Here is a 16,698-nt window from a genome sequence, read left to right on the forward strand (position 1 = left end):
ACTAGGATAAATAATGAAAAACGTTGGAATGAAGCCGGAAAGTTATCGTGTTGCCGAAGCACAAGCGATTTTATATGCACCACCGCACTGTATTGAACTATTAAGACAAGGAAACACGGAAAAAGGTGATGCATTAAAAACAGCACGTGTTGCAGGAATTTTGGCAGCAAAACGAACTGATGAGCTGATTCCATTATGTCATCCGCTACCGATTTATCGGGCAGATGTTGAATATGAATTAGAACATGATTTTGTAAAAATTATTACGGTCGTTGAGACCATTGGACCAACTGGCGTAGAAATGGAAGCTTTAACGGCGGCAAGTTTGGCCGGTTTAACCATTTACGACATGTTAAAGCCACATTGTGAACCAGAAGAACTCTGGATGGATCAATGTAAATTACTGAAGAAAAAAGGCGGAAAATCCCATTTTAAACGGGTATTGCGTCAACCTGTTTCGGCTGCGGTCATTGTATTGTCAGATACCGTAGCAGTGGGTAGAAAGCCGGATACTGCCGGAAAATCTGTGGTTGAAACGTTAACTGAAGCAGGATTTGATCCGATTCACTACCAGATTTTGCCAGATGAAGCGGATACTTTAAAAAACTTAGTGCTTGAGTTGAGCAAATCATATGCTTGCATTATGACTGTTGGTGGTACAGGAATTGGCAAGCGTGATATTACAGTTGATACGCTAGAGCCTCTTTTAGAACGTAAATTAGATGGCTTAATGGAAGCTGCTCGCTCATTTGGACAAAAGCGTACACCGTATGCTGCTATGTCACGTGGAGTGGCAGGTTTTATTGACCGTTCGTTAGTGGTGACGTTACCGGGAAGCCGTGGTGGAGCAAGCGAATCAATGGCAGCTATTTTACCTGCCTTAGTCCATATTTTTGATGTTTGTCGTGATTTACCGCATCCGGGAGGCTATGAATAATGTCAGGTTGTGATGCTGAGCGTGGCTTAATCAGTATAGATGAAGCGCTAGATTTAGTTATTAATAAACCTAAAAACTTAAACTCTATTCAAAAGACTCTGACAAATAGCCTAGGTAGTTATCTTGCAAAAGAGATTTACTCTGAAATTAATCTACCAAGCTTTTCTCAAAGTGCGGTAGATGGTTATGCACTTTGTAGCCATGCAGAAGACTTAAATAATCAAAAGTTCCAAGTTACAGGTGAGATTCGTGCCGGAAGTGAAAGTCATGATATTTTGATTGAAGGACAGGCAATACGAATATTTACGGGCGGCAAAATTCCTGAAGGGACAACACATATAGCTCGGCAAGAAATTGTATCGGTTATTTCGGCTCATGAAATTTGTTTAACGGAACATATACGCCCTCAAGCTGATATCCGTTTTACTGGTGAAGAAATCCAGCAGGGGCAGTTGCTTGCTCAAGTTGGACAGTTTCTAAATATTGGAAGCTTGGCTGCTTTAAGTATGGCGGGAGTGCAAGAGCTTACTGTTTATCGTAGACCAAAAGTTGCAGTACTAGTCACAGGTGATGAAGTTGCTCAAACGGTAGATGATTTAATTGATGGAAAAGTCTTTGATGCAAATGGGCCTTTATTAAAAGCTTGGTTTATAGATTATGGTTTAGATATCGAACTCATTCATGTTGCAGATGAAGCTGAACAGGTCACTCAATACTTTAACCAGTTAAAAGACAGCCATGATGTTGTTATAACGACTGGCGGAGTTTCAGTCGGAGACTACGACTTTGTTCGACCATGCGCTTTCGAAGTTGGGTTTGAGCAAATCTTTTGGAAAGTTAAGCAAAAACCGGGTAAACCTTTATTCTTTGCCGAATATCATAATTCACAAGTTAGCCATTCTTGCTGTTTGCTAGGCCTACCGGGCAATCCAGCTGCGGTATATGTCGCAATGCAAATTTACGGAAAATCTTTGCTTGATGCATTGCAGGGCAATAGACGCGGACCAGAATGGTTTACTGCGATTTTAGAGCATGATTTAAAAGAAGATGCACGTGAACGTTTTTTACGAATGTATGCTTATTTTGATGCAGGACAACTTAGAGTAAAAAGTTTGGCTAAGCAGCAGTCTCATATGCTGAGTAACCTTATGCAAGCCAATTGTTTAGTCCGTATTCCTGCGATTACAAAACTAGAGTCAGGTACATTATTAAAAGGAATCTTTATTTCAAATTAGCCTATAAATAAGCTGAATATGATTAATTTATACTTATAAGTTAATCATATTTTATAAGTATTTCTATTCATGGTTATTTAAAAAATAAGCATCATAAGTACATTAAAAACTTATTTTTAAGCTGAATATTGCATATAACATATTAAGTGGTTTAGGGTATAAATAATAAGGCAAGTAGGCCAGTTATATATTGAGGTAAGCATAAAGATGAAATGGGATGACATCGGTGATCAACCTTGTTCTGTTGCCCGTATGCTATCAGTAATTGGTGATCGATGGACGATGCTAATATTACGTAATGCTTTTATGGGAATTCGCCGTTTTGATGATTTTCAAAAATCGCTAGGTGTCACTCGTCATGTCCTATCGGATCGTTTAAAGCGTTTGGTTGAATACGAAATTTTAGTCAAAGCTCCTTATTTTGACCGTCAGGAACGCTTTGAATATCGTCTCACAGATAAAGGATTTGAGCTTTATCCAATTATATTATCTATGGCGAACTGGGCAGATAAATGGATGGATCAAGGTTTAGGTAAACCGTTGGAATATCGTCATAAAGCTTGTGGTCATAAATTTGAACCAATCATGGTATGTTCGGTCTGCCGTGAACCTTTACATGCAAAACAAGTTCAAGTTACGGCTGGACCGGGCTATTTTGCTTATATAGAACAAAAGCAAAAAGAAGCTTAAAGCATTTTCTTTAAAGACTCTTGCTGAAGTGCCTCTGTAAGAGTCTTATAAATATAATCATGATTTGATTGGGTAATATTAAAACGAATAAATTGGCCTGCCGATTGTGCTTGGCTAAAGGCATTACCCGGAGCAAGAATTACTTCTCGATTCAGACAAAACTGAGCAATCTTCGCTGCATCTATTCCTTCGGGTAACCGACACCACACAAAAATTCCAGCCTTTGGTTCAATCCACGGTTCTATTCCAATCGCTTTAAGCTTTACTATCGTTTCCTGCATGGCTTGAGATAAACGAACTTTTAACACATCTAGATGCTTACGGTATGAACCGTCTGTTAAAGCTGTATGTAATATTTTGGCTGAAAGGCCATTGTGAGAAAAACTGGTAGCTATTTTTAAATCGGTAATTTGATCAATCCATTCTGGTTTAGCAATAATATACCCGCAGCGAATAGAGGCAGAGAGTGTTTTAGAGAAACTTCCAATAAAAATCACGCGTGAAAGGTTGTCTAGGGCCGCAAGTCGTGGCGCTGAAGTATGTTCAAAATCTGAAAATATATCGTCTTCAATCACAATCAAATTAGACTGCTCAATCAGTTTTAATAATTGATGAGCGATCGAAAGTGAGAGTGTTGCACCAGTGGGGTTGTGTATTCCAGAATTTGTAATGTAGAGCCGTGGATTATGGGTCTCAATCGCTTCTTTAAATGTTTCTAAATCTGGTCCGCTTGATGTATAAGGAATGCCAATAACTTTAACTTGATGAACTTTAAGTAAAGCATGAAAGTTAAAGTAACAAGGGTCATCAATCAAAACAACATCATCTGGTTTAAGTAAAAAACGACAAACCAGATCAATTGCTTGAGTACCAGAATCAGTTAAAAGAACTTGGTTTAAGTTTGCTTCTATACCTTTACTTTGCGCTCGCCTAGCGAGTAAATCTCTTAATGCTGGTAGCCCTAAAGGTGACGAATAGCCCATTAAGTTATCATCTTCGTTACGTGTAGCAGATCTTAAAGCTTTACGAATACTTTCAAGTGGCATCCAGTCATTTGGTAACCAGCCACAACCAGGTTTAAATGCATCGGGTTTTGCTTCCAAAGACTGACGCGAAATCCATAACGGATCTATAGAACGATCTAATTTAGGGCCTAATTCACTTAAAGCCAAAGGGGCAAGCGGTCCTACGACATAAAAACCGGAGCCACTACGAGATTCAATTTTACCTACGGCAATTAACCGCTCATAAGCTTCAACAATAGTAGAAACAGAAAAACCTAAATCTTTGGATAGTTTACGTACAGAAGGTAAACGGGAGCCTGGCGTTAAAGAACGATTTTTAATTTGCTGTTCAATCTGTGAAATAACAAGCTCGATTTTTGTTTTTGACTGATTCACGTTAACCATCTCTAACTGTACTGCTTATTTATACATAACAGTTTTTTGAAATTGTACTGCTTTGTATCTGGTTTTGACACCATATCACAGCTTAAATTCTTCGTATAGTTGCGGAGAATAATATGCAAAAGTTTATGAATGGTTGGGTAAATGGTTTTATTGGGGTTGCGATTTTTGCAGGCTCATTACCAGCCACCCGTGTTGCGGTTACCAGTTTTGATCCTGGTTTTCTTACGGCGGCAAGAGCAGCCATTGCGGGTATTTTAGGTTTAATTCTTATCTTTTTGCTTAAAGAAAAAAGACCGGCTAAACAATATTGGGGGGCACTTGCTATAGTTGCTTTAGGTGTTGTGGTGGGTTTTCCCTTATTTACGGCACTTGCTTTGCAATATATGAATGCAGCACATTCAATTGTCTTTGTTAGTCTTCTACCGCTTGCAACAGCGATATTTGCAGTAGTGAGAGGCGGAGAAAAACCAAATTTATTTTTTTGGATATTTGCAATTTTAGGCAGCCTGGTTGTCTTTACCTACATGTTTTTTTTGTCAGGTGAAGCTTCTTTTGGCATCGGCGATTTATACATGCTTATTGCAATTATTCTATGTGGATTTGGCTATGCAGAAGGCGGAGTACTTTCGAAAAAAATAGGTGGGTGGCAGGTGATTTGTTGGGCGCTTATTTTAGCTTTACCGATTATGTTATTTGCTACTATTTTTTACATGCCTGTTTCTTTCCAAGATGTATCTACATCGGCGATAGCAGGGCTGGTTTATGTATCGTTATTTAGTATGCTTATCGGGTTCTTTTTCTGGTACAAAGGGCTTGCACAAGGCGGTATTGCTGCAATTAGCCAGCTACAGCTTTTACAACCTTTAATGGGACTCGCGATTGCCGCACTGTTATTACATGAACATGTAAGTTGGTCGATGTTAATGGTAACGGCAGTAACAATTCTATGTGTCGCTGCCGCTAAAAAGTTCGCATAAAAAAGTTATAAACAATTTGCTGGTTTAGGAATGCCTGCTAAACGACTGAGATGGCGCGCAACTAAACCAGTATTAAATTTTTGCTGTAAAACAGCATTATTGATATCAGGATTGACAGTTTTCATTAAGAATTTAATGAGGGGACGAGTCGCTGGAGAATGCCCAAATTGCTGATAAAATTGGCGAACCGCAGTTAAAACTTCAAAATGCCAGTCTGTTAATTCAAGATCGAGAGATTTGGCAAGTTCCTGTGCGACTTCTGGATTCCAAATCGTATAGTCGACTAAATGACCATCTTGATCTAATTCTAAATTCATAAAAATGAGCCTAACTATATTATTTCAAAGAAATACATCGATTAAATTGTAAAACCAGATCCGCAAACTGGTCATAATTTAATATCTTAACGTGAGCTAAGGTTTCTGAATCAATTAAATCTTTTTCATGAGACAAACAAGAAACTGAGCCAAACTGCTTACAAATGCTTAGGGAAAGCTGTGCGGTTGAATCGCCCATAAAAACAATCTGATCGTCTTGATGAAAAAGCTTTTCAAGTTCTTCAATAATACGAGGGGTATGGTGATAAGAAGCTTGCACCAGATAAAGTGTTGATTGCGTCATTAAATTTACACCTTTATCTACCAATATAAGACATGATCGAAAGATTGGATGAGTTCAGTATCTAACTGAACAAACTCTAGCTCCTGCTCACTGTTTTGAACAAAAGGATGCTGTTTATTTTTGGTCTCAACAAGAATGGGACTCAAGTCATAAAACTCAAAGCTATCCACCATGTTTGAAGCAATTTTAAAAGCATGTTGCAACTGGTCAAAGTTATGTTCATTTTGTAAGAGGCTAAGAGCTGCATCTTTCAATAATACTTTGACTGGTGAGCCAAAGGTTGCTAAAACCATAGTAGCGGCGAGGCTTTCATTGACTTGTAGGCTGGTTAGATTGGCTTGGGTCAAAATAACGAGTACAGTTTTCACACAATATACCTTTTAAAAGCAACAATCTAAGTTAACAAAGTAACTTAGAATTGAAGAAGACGAGAGGCTGACTGTACTGCATCAGCAAGTTCACCTAGTCCAACTAACTCAAAGTTGTCTGCTAGGTTGTGATGACTAAGTTGATGGCGACTCGCATTTTCTGCATCGGTAATACCACGTGCAAGGGCGGCGCTGACACAGACAGGAAGTCGGATCGAGAGCTTTTGCCATTCATGCGTTAAATTACGCTGGTCGTCAGGAACCCACTGAAAATCATTCGCAACCTGAACGCCATCTTGGTAAAAGAATACACGAAAGTCTTCATTTTTACTTTTGAGTGCCTGAGCAAGGCCCAGTGCATGCCAAGCATGGATTGAAGTAGGAGCAGAGGTTATTAGTAGTAATGTACTCATTGAGAATTCACTATGGTCATACGTCTAAATGGGCGTAGATACATTAAGAGAAAGGTAAGTATACAATGATTTTAGTGACAGGTGGTTTAGGCTTTATCGGTTCACACATTGCATTGAGTCTGTTGGCTCAACGCCAAGAAGTGGTTATTGTCGATAATTTGGCTAACTCGACCTTGCAAACGCTTGAGCGGTTAGAATACATCTCTGGTATGTACGTTCCGTTTGTTAAACTTGATGTACGTAATACACCTGCATTGAATAAGGTATTTGAACAATACTCAATTGATGCAGTCATTCACACCGCTGGTTTTAAATCCATTGAAGAATCTAACTTAAAACCGCTCGAATATTATAACGATAATGTCAGTTGCATCATGAGTCTATTACGTGCGATGCAACGTACAGGAGTTCGTCATTTTATCCATTTATCTAGCTTGGCTGTCTATGGGAAATCTGATTTAGAACTGAGTGAAACACAAGATTTCAACTACGCTTATCCAAATCCATATATAAAATCTCAACAGATGATTGAAGAAATCATCCGTGATACCTATAAAATTGATCATGAATGGAAAATTGCGATCTTACGCCTATCAAATATTGTAGGTGCTTTTGAGCATGGTGTATTAGGTGAGTATGTTGCGCAGCTTCCTAAAAATATTGTACCGCTTGCATTGCAAGTAGCAGCCATGCAGCGTGATTTAATTGAATTACAAGACCAAGTGTCTACCGAAGACCATACTGTAGAGCGTAGTTTTCTACATGTCTTAGATGTATGCGAAGCTGTAAGTGCAACTCTACTATGGCTACGTGATCAAACCCATTGCTGTGAAGCATTTAATATTGCACATGACCAAGTACATTCAATTCGTCAGTTATTAGATGAAATTTCACAAGTGACCCAAGCTGAAATTCCGACACAATCGGCAATTTATAAACATGAAGAATTGGCTCAACTTGGTGCAAATGTAGGAAAAGCAAAAACTTTATTACAATGGAATCCGAAACGAACTTTAAAGCAAATGATTGAAGATGAATGGAGATTCTATCAAAACACATTAAATGGAAGATAAGATAATGATTCTTATTTACAATAATGGAATGCTTGAGTACGATATTAAAATTAACTAGCCAAAGCAAAAATTGCTTCAGCCCGTGAGTTCTTTAACCAGATAACCGAGGTTTCTATGCAAACACGAATTGAACATGACACTATGGGTGAGATTGAAGTTCCAAATGAAGCGCTATGGGGAGCACAAACCCAACGTAGCTTACAGAACTTCAAAATCGGGCAGGAGCGTTTACCCCGTGCCATGATTCGAGCGATGGGATTGGTAAAAAAAGCAGCAGCAATAACCAATGCAGAGTTAGGACAGTTACCACAAGATTTAAGTCAATATATTGTGGGCGCTGCCGAAGAAGTGATTGCAGGAAAATGGGACTCACAGTTCCCACTCGTAGTTTGGCAAACAGGTTCTGGTACACAAAGCAACATGAACTGTAATGAAGTGATTGCCAATATTGCCAACCAAAAATTAGGTGAAGTGCTGGGCGCACAAAAACCAGTACATCCAAATGATCATGTCAATCGTGCGCAATCTACCAATGACTCATTTCCAACAGCTATTCACGTAGCAGCAAGTTTGCAAATTAATGAATTGCTGATTCCAGCTGTAGAGCAGCTTAAAGCGACTTTGCAGAAGAAGTCCGATGAGTTTCACGATATTGTTAAAATTGGCCGTACTCATTTGCAAGATGCTACACCATTAACCTTAGGCCAAGAATTTAGTGGTTATGTTTCTCAGCTTGAGCACGGTTTAGTACGTCTACAACAAGCTTTAACTGGTTTATATGAGTTGCCATTGGGCGGCACAGCAGTAGGAACAGGGTTAAATGCTCATCCTGACTATGCTGTTAAGGCAGCAACTCAGCTTGCAGCTTTAACAGGTTTGCCATTTGTTACTGCTCCTAATAAATTTGAAGCACTTGCAGGGCGTGATGCCGCTGTTTTTGCATCAGGTGCATTAAAAACGCTTGCAGTAAGCTTAAATAAGATTGCTAACGATATTCGTTGGTTAGCAAGTGGGCCACGCTGTGGTTTTGGGGAAATTCGCATTCCTGAAAATGAACCAGGCTCAAGTATTATGCCAGGTAAAGTGAACCCAACTCAAAGTGAAGCAATGACCATGGTGGTTGCACAAGTGCTTGGTAACGATACCACTATTAATATCGCTGGTGCTTCGGGTAACTTCGAATTAAACGTATTTATGCCAGTGATTGCTTATAATTTATTGCAATCTATTCAGCTTCTTGGCGATGCATGTAATAGTTTTAATGATCACTGTGCGGTTGGAATTGAACCTAATCGCGATAAAATTGACCACTTCTTGCATAACTCTCTCATGTTAGTTACTGCATTAAATCCAGTTATTGGTTATGAAAACTCTGCAAAAGTAGCGAAAACTGCGTATAAAGAGAATAAGACTTTAAAACAAGTGGCTGTTGAGCTTGGTTTAGTAACAGCAGAACAGTTTGACGAGGTCGTTAAACCTGAAAAAATGGTTTCGCCAAATAGTAAATAAGCAGTCTATATAGCCATCAGTAGTGCCATTTTGTACTGAATGTACAGATAAACTACTGATGGCTATTATATGTACGCATTAAATCTATAGCTTTTGATATGTGCTCTAACTTATTAGGTTGAGAATAAAAGCTACATCAGTAGATCTTCTATATATTCCCAACCATTTACTTTCATTTCTTCAAATTTTCTTTTTAGTTCTTCTTTCGTGTATTCATGAGCATCTTTTGCTAAAAGAACATGATAAGAATTAGAGGTCGGATCTATAGTGACCTCTGTAATTTCTATCGGTTCAATCACACCATTTTCGGTCAAACCAAGATCGGTAAAGCACATTCCTTTTACTGGAATAACGCTGCATTCATATTCTTTTGAAATAAAATAGTGATTTGAATAAGTTGAATAGGTACGTGAAGCTCGAATCTTCATTGATCTCTCCTTTATTTGTAGGGAAGACATCAATAGTTTGGTGTCTTTTAACTGTTAAAACTGTTTAATTTTTATTGTTTATTTACTATGAATCTTTGTTTTTTATAATTTTTAACCCTCTATCTCAAAGTTTCTTATAGAAGCCTTCCATTAAAAGAAGGCTTCAGAATATATAAAAGCTTATTTTAAAATTTTGTAAACTTTCTCTTTGTATTCGTCGTTGGAAATGACTCCTTTATCGTATTGCTGTTTTAATGATCTATATTGTTGAATACGAATATCTCTTTTGAGACCTATATCATCATGATTTCTAATGTAGTAGAGACTTCGGTCATGATCACTCATATTCACAGTTGGATCTGGAGAGTGAGAGTATGTATTTTGTGGTTTCTCATCTTGGTATTGTTTGGCAATTTTAAAAAAATCTACTGCTTTCTTGTTCGAATCGGAACGAAAAGGATTGTATTGTGATTCGTTAAACTTATGATTTGAATTGTTTATCTCAAGCATACTTCTATGGCGATTCGATTTTTGGTCATAAAACTCTTGTTCAGTTGGGAAGGTAATCGTTTCAGAAAATACAGAAGAACAAAAAGTAGCAATACTTAAAAATAATAAAATTAACTGTGATCTATTCATTTCTTTGGGAGCCAGATGAAATTGAGTAAATCACTGTATTGTAACATTAAATCTTAATAAGAGGCTGAGTTGTAGTATATTTAATGATCACTCACTTTTTGAGCTATTAATTCATATCTGCGCTCTTTACAAAGTTAATTGAATTTAATTGTTCTTATATAGCTTAATCAAACTAACTTAGAGTTGAATAAGCTGTCATAATTGTTAAAATGCCCACCTTATCCTGTTTTTGTATTGTTTTTAATTTGCATTTATTTTGCGATATGGAAATTAAACACATAATAAACAGTTGCTTAGCTAAGGATTTTTGAATGCTCTCGATTTATTTAACAGATACCGAACAACATGTGCAGTTTAATGATTACCCAAGTGATCAGTCTGTTAAATTTCTGTTAAATCTTAAAAAGATTTTTCCAAGTACTGGTGATTTACTGTTACCTGTTTTACCCGAAGATAATAATCTGGAAAACGTAACTTGGGAATCAACGACAAAAGACTTTGAAATCTTCAAAAAATTGTTGGCAGGTTGGGGTGTTATTGAGCTTCGTTTAAATGCAATCACAACATATAAAGATAAAAATTTTGCAAATGAGCTCATTAAACAAGCTCAATCTAAACGTAAAAAAGTAGCACAAAAAAATCATCAACTGTCTTTAGTCGCGTTGGATTATATTTTTATGCACGAAATTCATGCACTAATTGATGCTGAGTTGGTCACAATTGGTGAGAAGTTTTATTTACCAACCTTGCGAGAGCAATGGAAAGGTCTAGTTTCTGACCAAGTGCTTGAAGGAAAGCTCTAATAAATAGCAAAAGGTGAATTTAAATAATTCACCTTTTTTTATAATTAAATCAAATACTTTCTTATTTAATTAAATTGTTGTACAAAAGTTTACAAGAAAAGAATGCGTTTTTTTAAAAGTGGCAGATACATTGCTTATATAAATACAAAATTATTGCGGGAGAGAGGTTCTTAGGAACCCGCCGAAGGAGCAACAGGCCCGGAAACTCTCAGGCAAAAGGACTGTAATAATTAAAAAATCTGGAGAGCAGCTTAAGATTTATAAGCATGAAGAATAAAAACTTATAAGTCATAAACTCACCGAAGGGGAAGATCGAAATGCTAAAAGGTAGTGTTTAGGTCGAAACTCTCAGGTACAAATGACAGATGGGCTGTACTGATGAAATGTTTTTGCATTTCAGAGGAGTCTGTTATGCCACATGTTATTGTGATTGGTGCAGGAATCACAGGGGTTACTTCAGCCTATGAATTATCTCAATTAGGTTACCAAGTCACAGTGATTGATCGCCATCTTTATCCAGCTATGGAAACATCATTTGCAAATGGAGGGCAATTATCTGCTTGTAATGCAGAAGTCTGGAACCAGAAAGCGACTGTTATAAAAGGTTTTAAATGGATGAGGCAAAAAGATGCTCCTCTATTACTTAACCCTTCTTTTAGTTTGCACAAATATAGCTGGTTAGTTGAGTTTCTATCTCATATTAAAAATTATGAGGCTAACACCATAGAAACTGTTCGCTTAGCATTGCTCGCTCGTAAGCGCTTGTTTGAAGTCGCTGAAAAAGAGCAGCTTCAATTTGATTTGGAGAAACGCGGTATTCTTCATATGTATCACAGTAAGGCTGATTATGACGTTGCTAAACAGGTGAATGACGTCTTAAACAAAGGTACTTTGGAGCGCTATTCAGTTTCACCAGAGGAAATGAAGACAATCGAGCCATCTTTAACTGGTGATTACTTTGGGGGTTATTACACTCCAAGTGATGCAACTGGAGACATTCATAAATATTCAACAGCTTTAGCTGAAAAGACTAAACAATATGGTGTTCAGTATAAATTTGGACTTGAAGTGACTGATATTAAGTGTCACACAGATAAAGTAGTGTTGAATTGTCAGCCAAGTGCTGAACATCCTCATCTTTCTCAATCAGATAGCTTTCAATTGGAAGGTGATGTTCTGGTTGTTTGTGGTGGTGTCGGAAGTTATCAGTTGGCTGATATGGTCGGTGAGCGTGTAAATGTTTATCCAGTTAAAGGCTATTCAATTACTGTCCAATTGAAAGATGAGAAAAGTATTAAAAATGCGCCATGGGTGAGTTTGCTTGATGAAAGCGCCAAAATTGTAACGTCTCGTTTAGGCCAAGATCGTTTACGTATTGCAGGTACAGCTGAATTTAACGGCTATAATCGAGATATTCGAGCGGATCGTATTCAACCCCTAGTGAATTGGGTGAATCGTAATTTTGACATTTCAACTGAGCATGTTGTTCCATGGGCAGGTTTAAGGCCGATGATGCCTAATATGCTGCCAGTCGTAAAACAGTCTAAACAGCCACGAGTTTTTTATAATACCGGACATGGCCATTTAGGTTGGACTTTATCAGCAGCGACAGCTGTTTTGGTGAGTCAAGATATTCTACAAAAATATCCAACTTAAAAAAGAAAAGCCAGTGTAGATTCACTGGCTTTTTTGTTTTATATCAACTAATCATATAGTCTATAAACACCAGTAAATCGTTCACAGCCTTTTTGTTGGGTTTTCACTACAAGTAAAGCTTTTTGGAAATCGAACTTATATTTGCAGTTATGTTCGTTGTCTAAAATTTCACTTTTCTGTTCAGGAGAGCTATAAGCCATTAGTGAAATAGTTTGAGTATCTTTTCGGTTATTCGGATTACGGTAAGCTAATCCTTCGATTTTGATTTTATCTTTAGCAAGTTGATGAATTTGTAAATGAACAGGTTGAGCTGCAATATGCCCATTTTCAAATTTAAGATAATGCTGTGTTAGGGTTTGCTTAAGTGATGCATAAAAGTTTAAATCATCCCCACGTATATCAAACTGTTGTTGAAAACATGAAGTGTTTTTGCATTGTTGAGTATGTTTAAACCACAAAGTCTGCGTATCTTGTAGAAGTTTTAAGGGGGCATCTGTAACTAAGTATGCAGAAAGATATTGATTGTTGAGTTGCTTACGCGCTTCACTAAAGGTTTTTGAGCAGATTTTGAGCTCAGATTTTGAATTTGAGCAGTCGATAGATTCCGCAAAAACAAATGGTGAGCATAAACAACTCAATGTCACGACAAAACTTAATTTCAATTGATTCATATCAGTATTCGACGGCATGATCGCTTATACTTTCAGTCTACTTTGCTAAGTGTACTATAGCGAAACACAACAGCTGAATACAAGATTTCTTAAGTTTTTATAAAAGGGAAGAGTTGATATGGTTGCTCAAATTCGTATTGGACAAGGAATGGATGTACATGCCTTTGAAGAGGGTAACTTCGTAACTTTGGCTGGCGTTCAGATTCCACATACGCATGGCTTGAAAGCACATTCTGATGGCGATGTTGTGTTACATGCGCTATGTGATGCTTTACTCGGTGCACTGGCGCTTGGTGATATTGGTCAGCATTTTCCAGATACCGATCCAGAGTTTAAAGGAGCGGATAGCCGTGTACTGCTAAAACACGTTTATCAATTAATATTAGACCGTGGTTATCGTTTGAATAATGCTGATATTACTGTAGCTTGCGAACGTCCTAAATTAGCGAAACATAATTTAGAGATGCGCCAAAGCATTGCAGATGTTTTGAATGTGGATTTAAATCAAATTAGTATCAAAGCGACCACTACCGAAAAACTTGGGTTTACGGGTCGCCAAGAAGGAATTTTAGCAACAGCGACAGTATTAATCTCTAATTAAACTAAATCATCAGTTTGTTGCAAAGACTGTTGGAGTTCTAAGGTAGCCTTACGGCCTTGTAGCTGTAAGGTAATACTATGGATCAGTCCTGTCCAGGTTTCATTTGGTTCCCAAATTTCGTGTAGTAAATCCTGAGAAGTTGGCATGTCCATATTCATATAAAATTGTCTGTATACGTACATGAGACAACTTACACGTTTGTTTTTGGCACAATGTAACCAAACGATTTCATTTTGAACCAAATGATCAATTAAATCTAAAACCAATAAGCATTGGTCAGAAGAAGGTGTTTCCCAATCAATTGGAATATGAATGTAATTTAAACCATGCTCAAGACAAACCTGATCTTCATTTTCAATACAATTCGATGAATTTGTCAAAGCTAAATTGATAACAGTACTACAGCCATACTCTTTAATGAGTTTGAGCTGTTCAACAGAGGGTTGTGCTGAACTAAATAAGTGTTCGTGAATAATTGAAAATGCAGGGATTTGAGATAGTGATTCTTCAAGGGTTGTCATAATCGCACTCTACAAGAGTAGGCTTGGCTTATTGTGTAGAATGTTATACACGATTCTAGAGTGTAGTTGAAATATAGACTGTTTATATATTCAGCAACATCGTGAAAAATTTTAAAAAATAAACAAGAAAAATAAGAGTTTTATGGAAATAAAAAAAACAGCACCTTAAAGATGCTGTTTTTCTATCGAGATTAAGCTTTTTTCAAATTTTCATTCAATAAAAATTCCATTAAAGCTTTCTGAGCATGTAGGCGGTTTTCTGCTTCATCCCATACGACTGAATTTTTATGATCAAGCATGGTTTCTGAAATTTCTTCACCACGATGTGCTGGCAAACAATGCATAAACAAACAGTCTGGATGTGCAAGACTCATCAGTTTTTCATTGACCTGAAAAGCTGAAAAAGCATTCTTACGTAATTTTTGTTCTTCTTCTTGCCCCATGCTTGCCCATACGTCTGTAACGATAAGGTCAGCATTTACAGCAGCATCTTCAGCATTGTCAAAAAGCTCAACACAATGACCAAACTCTGCTAAAAATTCAGGTTTAGGTTCAAAACCCTTTGGCGAAGCAATTTTTAATTTAAAACCCATTAAATGTGCAGCTTCAATATATGAATTACACATATTATTGCCATCACCAATCCAAGCTACGGTTTTACCTTCAATACTACCGCGATGCTCAATATAAGTTTGTAAATCTGCAAGTAACTGACAAGGGTGGTGGTCATCAGTTAGGCCGTTAATCACAGGAACTTTTGAGTAAGATGCAAACCGTTCAACAATGTCGTGACCAAAAGTACGAATCATCACAATATCAAGCATGCTTGATATAACACGTGCTGAGTCTTCAATAGGCTCACCACGACCTAGTTGTGTGTCGCGAGGTGACAAAAAGATGGCACTGCCACCAAATTGGTTAATACCAGCCTCAAAAGAAATACGAGTGCGTGTGCTCGATTTTTCAAAAATCATTCCCAATACTTTACCAACAAAAGGCTGATAAACCTTATTGCCTTGTTGCATTTTTTTTAGTTCACTTGCGCGTTCCAAGATGCGGTTAAGTTCTAATGTGGATAGATCACGTAAAGTCAGGAAATGTCTTAGAGCCATGTAGCTACTCCATAATAATTGTCTTTGAAATACAACAATTATCTGTTGTTGGCTGGGTGGATGTGGAGAAAAAGAAGTCTACTATACTATAAGCATTTCAAAATGCAAAAGAATTAGACTTTATGGTGGCCTTTTAAGAAAATGTCTACACAATATTCAATATAATCAAAAGCTTCTTTCTCATTGGGTAGAGCTGGCATACCCATAATCATACGCCACTCAATATCGCGTAAAATCCCAAAGTACATGAGTGAAGAATGATAAGGAGAAGGACATGTGATTTCTCCTGCATTATGTGCAAACTCTAATGCTTGAGTAAGAGTATTCTGTAAGTTGTGTACCCATTTGTCATAAAGGTATTGTATGAGGACCGTATTACATTCTGTCTGTTCGATAATAAGTCGTAAAAACGCGATATGTTCTGGTTGAATGATATGAACGTAAACACGTTCGAGCGTTTGAATTAGATATTCTTTTAAAGTACTTTTTTCAGGATTAAATGGAATACACACATCTTTAAAAAACATCTCACGCTTATAGTCACAAATAGCGGTAAAAAGTCCTTCTTTGTTTCCAAAATATTTATAAATAGAGGCCTTTGAACCACCTGCATGATTTACGATATCGTCCAGAGATACGGCATCATATCCTTTTTCCAAAAACAGCTCGGTTGCGCTTAGCAATAAAGCTAAACGACGTTCGATACCGCGGCGCGTCTGAGGTTTGTCACATATAGGATGATGTGACTCAAGGACTGGATCATGCATAAAATTTAATAACAACGATTAATACTGCTTAGCTAGTATATCAAAACTATCTTTACCGATGGACATTGCTATATTCTTAGATTGTCTGCTAAACAATCATATAAGTATGAAACTGAATAAATATTTTAAAATATAAAAGCTTACACGATCTTTTGGAGTTTTTTAGTGATGTAACTATATGTTCACGCTTTAATTTAAAAATTAATTTCCTTATCAATAGATATAAATAAAAAGCGGCTAAAATCAATTAGCCGCTCTTGTTGTGTAT

Annotated in this window: 20 protein-coding genes and 1 riboswitch; of the genes, 9 read left to right on the forward strand and 11 right to left on the reverse strand. The window is 37.2% G+C overall.

Features of this window, described 5'->3' with window-relative positions:
• Positions 1 to 13: 13 nt before the first annotated feature.
• The 3 genes from moaCB to F985_RS11675 all read left to right on the forward strand — a co-directional run bounded on the left by moaCB (position 14) and on the right by F985_RS11675 (position 2,862).
• Positions 14 to 937, forward strand: coding sequence for a bifunctional molybdenum cofactor biosynthesis protein MoaC/MoaB (gene moaCB, locus F985_RS11665; protein WP_004701151.1), 924 nt, complete (start codon positions 14 to 16; stop codon positions 935 to 937).
• A complete protein-coding gene (locus F985_RS11670; protein WP_004701152.1) occupies positions 937 to 2,172 on the forward strand; it encodes a molybdopterin molybdotransferase MoeA in 1,236 nt (411 codons plus the stop codon). Before moaCB ends, F985_RS11670 begins: the two co-directional genes overlap by 1 nt.
• 207 nt (positions 2,173 to 2,379) lie before the next feature.
• A complete protein-coding gene (locus tag F985_RS11675) occupies positions 2,380 to 2,862 on the forward strand; it encodes a winged helix-turn-helix transcriptional regulator (protein WP_004701154.1) in 483 nt (160 codons plus the stop codon).
• Here F985_RS11675 and F985_RS11680 read toward each other — a convergent pair.
• Positions 2,859 to 4,262 (reverse strand): aminotransferase-like domain-containing protein, encoded by a 1,404-nt coding sequence (locus F985_RS11680; RefSeq protein ID WP_025469123.1) that lies wholly within the window; start codon positions 4,260 to 4,262, stop codon positions 2,859 to 2,861. The genes F985_RS11675 and F985_RS11680 overlap by 4 nt on opposite strands.
• A gap of 122 nt (positions 4,263 to 4,384) precedes the next feature.
• Between F985_RS11680 and F985_RS11685 the strand changes: the two genes are divergently transcribed.
• Positions 4,385 to 5,248: a DMT family transporter gene (locus F985_RS11685; protein ID WP_004701158.1), complete on the forward strand. Its 864-nt coding sequence runs from the start codon at positions 4,385 to 4,387 to the stop codon at positions 5,246 to 5,248.
• Between the two features lie 5 nt (positions 5,249 to 5,253).
• Here F985_RS11685 and F985_RS11690 read toward each other — a convergent pair whose 3' ends face one another.
• From F985_RS11690 to tusD, 4 genes are read right to left on the reverse strand one after another with little or no spacing between them, the layout of a single operon-like run.
• On the reverse strand, positions 5,254 to 5,565 hold the full coding sequence (locus F985_RS11690; protein WP_004701160.1) for a TusE/DsrC/DsvC family sulfur relay protein: 312 nt from the start codon (positions 5,563 to 5,565) through the stop codon (positions 5,254 to 5,256).
• A 19-nt stretch (positions 5,566 to 5,584) separates the two neighbouring features.
• On the reverse strand, positions 5,585 to 5,869 hold the full coding sequence (locus F985_RS11695) for a hypothetical protein (protein ID WP_004701162.1): 285 nt from the start codon (positions 5,867 to 5,869) through the stop codon (positions 5,585 to 5,587).
• Between the two features lie 17 nt (positions 5,870 to 5,886).
• A complete protein-coding gene (locus F985_RS11700) occupies positions 5,887 to 6,237 on the reverse strand; it encodes a hypothetical protein (RefSeq protein WP_000859776.1) in 351 nt (116 codons plus the stop codon).
• A gap of 44 nt (positions 6,238 to 6,281) precedes the next feature.
• On the reverse strand, positions 6,282 to 6,650 hold the full coding sequence (gene tusD, locus F985_RS11705; RefSeq protein WP_004701165.1) for a sulfurtransferase complex subunit TusD: 369 nt from the start codon (positions 6,648 to 6,650) through the stop codon (positions 6,282 to 6,284).
• Positions 6,651 to 6,715: 65 nt separating this feature from the next.
• Here tusD and galE point away from each other — a divergent pair, with 65 nt between their 5' ends.
• Complete coding sequence (gene galE / locus F985_RS11710; protein ID WP_004701167.1) at positions 6,716 to 7,723, forward strand: UDP-glucose 4-epimerase GalE; 1,008 nt, start codon at positions 6,716 to 6,718, stop codon at positions 7,721 to 7,723.
• Positions 7,724 to 7,837: 114 nt separating this feature from the next.
• The gene (fumC, locus tag F985_RS11715; protein ID WP_004701169.1) at positions 7,838 to 9,232 is read left to right on the forward strand and encodes a class II fumarate hydratase; all 1,395 of its coding nucleotides are present in this window, start codon (positions 7,838 to 7,840) and stop codon (positions 9,230 to 9,232) included.
• 131 nt (positions 9,233 to 9,363) lie between these two features.
• On the opposite strand, the gene F985_RS11720 is transcribed toward fumC, so the two are convergent.
• Both F985_RS11720 and F985_RS11725 read right to left on the reverse strand, forming a co-directional pair.
• On the reverse strand, positions 9,364 to 9,660 hold the full coding sequence (locus F985_RS11720) for a hypothetical protein (RefSeq protein WP_004701171.1): 297 nt from the start codon (positions 9,658 to 9,660) through the stop codon (positions 9,364 to 9,366).
• A gap of 180 nt (positions 9,661 to 9,840) precedes the next feature.
• Positions 9,841 to 10,299: a hypothetical protein gene (locus tag F985_RS11725; protein WP_004701173.1), complete on the reverse strand. Its 459-nt coding sequence runs from the start codon at positions 10,297 to 10,299 to the stop codon at positions 9,841 to 9,843.
• 311 nt (positions 10,300 to 10,610) lie between these two features.
• Here F985_RS11725 and F985_RS11730 point away from each other — a divergent pair, with 311 nt between their 5' ends.
• Both F985_RS11730 and F985_RS11735 read left to right on the forward strand, forming a co-directional pair.
• Entirely contained in the window at positions 10,611 to 11,102 is a 492-nt protein-coding gene (locus F985_RS11730; protein ID WP_004701176.1) for a hypothetical protein, read from the forward strand.
• A gap of 146 nt (positions 11,103 to 11,248) precedes the next feature.
• A riboswitch (glycine riboswitch) is annotated at positions 11,249 to 11,336 on the forward strand.
• A gap of 177 nt (positions 11,337 to 11,513) precedes the next feature.
• Entirely contained in the window at positions 11,514 to 12,758 is a 1,245-nt protein-coding gene (locus tag F985_RS11735; protein WP_004701177.1) for a D-amino acid dehydrogenase, read from the forward strand.
• A 47-nt stretch (positions 12,759 to 12,805) separates the two neighbouring features.
• Here the strand turns inward: F985_RS11735 and F985_RS11740 are convergent, their stop codons facing one another.
• Positions 12,806 to 13,447 carry an A1S_1983 family putative colistin resistance protein gene (locus F985_RS11740; protein WP_004701180.1) on the reverse strand — a complete coding sequence of 214 codons (642 nt, stop codon included), beginning with the start codon at positions 13,445 to 13,447 and terminating at the stop codon, positions 12,806 to 12,808.
• A gap of 100 nt (positions 13,448 to 13,547) precedes the next feature.
• Between F985_RS11740 and ispF the strand changes: the two genes are divergently transcribed.
• Positions 13,548 to 14,030 carry a 2-C-methyl-D-erythritol 2,4-cyclodiphosphate synthase gene (gene ispF, locus F985_RS11745; RefSeq protein WP_004701182.1) on the forward strand — a complete coding sequence of 161 codons (483 nt, stop codon included), beginning with the start codon at positions 13,548 to 13,550 and terminating at the stop codon, positions 14,028 to 14,030.
• On the opposite strand, the gene F985_RS11750 is transcribed toward ispF, so the two are convergent.
• From F985_RS11750 to F985_RS11760, 3 genes are all read right to left on the reverse strand, one after another.
• Positions 14,027 to 14,551 carry a protein tyrosine phosphatase family protein gene (locus F985_RS11750; protein ID WP_004701184.1) on the reverse strand — a complete coding sequence of 175 codons (525 nt, stop codon included), beginning with the start codon at positions 14,549 to 14,551 and terminating at the stop codon, positions 14,027 to 14,029. The genes ispF and F985_RS11750 overlap by 4 nt on opposite strands.
• A 191-nt stretch (positions 14,552 to 14,742) precedes the next feature.
• Positions 14,743 to 15,663, reverse strand: coding sequence for an ornithine carbamoyltransferase (gene argF, locus F985_RS11755; protein WP_004701186.1), 921 nt, complete (start codon positions 15,661 to 15,663; stop codon positions 14,743 to 14,745).
• 113 nt (positions 15,664 to 15,776) lie between these two features.
• A complete protein-coding gene (locus F985_RS11760; RefSeq protein WP_004701188.1) occupies positions 15,777 to 16,430 on the reverse strand; it encodes a TetR/AcrR family transcriptional regulator in 654 nt (217 codons plus the stop codon).
• Positions 16,431 to 16,698 lie beyond the last annotated feature (268 nt).

It is taken from the genome of Acinetobacter seifertii, from assembly GCF_000368065.1.
Taxonomy (GTDB): domain Bacteria; phylum Pseudomonadota; class Gammaproteobacteria; order Pseudomonadales; family Moraxellaceae; genus Acinetobacter; species Acinetobacter seifertii.

What these genes read in the sequence shown, in the direction of transcription:
- moaCB (WP_004701151.1), top strand. Translation starts at nt 14, where the DNA reads ATGAAAAACGTTGGAATGAAGCCGGAAAGTTATCGTGTTGCCGAAGCA.
- F985_RS11670 (WP_004701152.1), top strand. Translation starts at nt 937, where the DNA reads ATGTCAGGTTGTGATGCTGAGCGTGGCTTAATCAGTATAGATGAAGCG.
- F985_RS11675 (WP_004701154.1), top strand. Translation starts at nt 2,380, where the DNA reads ATGAAATGGGATGACATCGGTGATCAACCTTGTTCTGTTGCCCGTATG.
- F985_RS11685 (WP_004701158.1), top strand. Translation starts at nt 4,385, where the DNA reads ATGCAAAAGTTTATGAATGGTTGGGTAAATGGTTTTATTGGGGTTGCG.
- F985_RS11690 (WP_004701160.1), bottom strand. Translation starts at nt 5,565, where the DNA reads ATGAATTTAGAATTAGATCAAGATGGTCATTTAGTCGACTATACGATT.
- F985_RS11695 (WP_004701162.1), bottom strand. Translation starts at nt 5,869, where the DNA reads ATGACGCAATCAACACTTTATCTGGTGCAAGCTTCTTATCACCATACC.
- tusD (WP_004701165.1), bottom strand. Translation starts at nt 6,650, where the DNA reads ATGAGTACATTACTACTAATAACCTCTGCTCCTACTTCAATCCATGCT.
- galE (WP_004701167.1), top strand. Translation starts at nt 6,716, where the DNA reads ATGATTTTAGTGACAGGTGGTTTAGGCTTTATCGGTTCACACATTGCA.
- fumC (WP_004701169.1), top strand. Translation starts at nt 7,838, where the DNA reads ATGCAAACACGAATTGAACATGACACTATGGGTGAGATTGAAGTTCCA.
- F985_RS11720 (WP_004701171.1), bottom strand. Translation starts at nt 9,660, where the DNA reads ATGAAGATTCGAGCTTCACGTACCTATTCAACTTATTCAAATCACTAT.
- F985_RS11725 (WP_004701173.1), bottom strand. Translation starts at nt 10,299, where the DNA reads ATGAATAGATCACAGTTAATTTTATTATTTTTAAGTATTGCTACTTTT.
- F985_RS11730 (WP_004701176.1), top strand. Translation starts at nt 10,611, where the DNA reads ATGCTCTCGATTTATTTAACAGATACCGAACAACATGTGCAGTTTAAT.
- F985_RS11735 (WP_004701177.1), top strand. Translation starts at nt 11,514, where the DNA reads ATGCCACATGTTATTGTGATTGGTGCAGGAATCACAGGGGTTACTTCA.
- F985_RS11740 (WP_004701180.1), bottom strand. Translation starts at nt 13,447, where the DNA reads ATGCCGTCGAATACTGATATGAATCAATTGAAATTAAGTTTTGTCGTG.
- ispF (WP_004701182.1), top strand. Translation starts at nt 13,548, where the DNA reads ATGGTTGCTCAAATTCGTATTGGACAAGGAATGGATGTACATGCCTTT.
- F985_RS11750 (WP_004701184.1), bottom strand. Translation starts at nt 14,551, where the DNA reads ATGACAACCCTTGAAGAATCACTATCTCAAATCCCTGCATTTTCAATT.
- argF (WP_004701186.1), bottom strand. Translation starts at nt 15,663, where the DNA reads ATGGCTCTAAGACATTTCCTGACTTTACGTGATCTATCCACATTAGAA.
- F985_RS11760 (WP_004701188.1), bottom strand. Translation starts at nt 16,430, where the DNA reads ATGCATGATCCAGTCCTTGAGTCACATCATCCTATATGTGACAAACCT.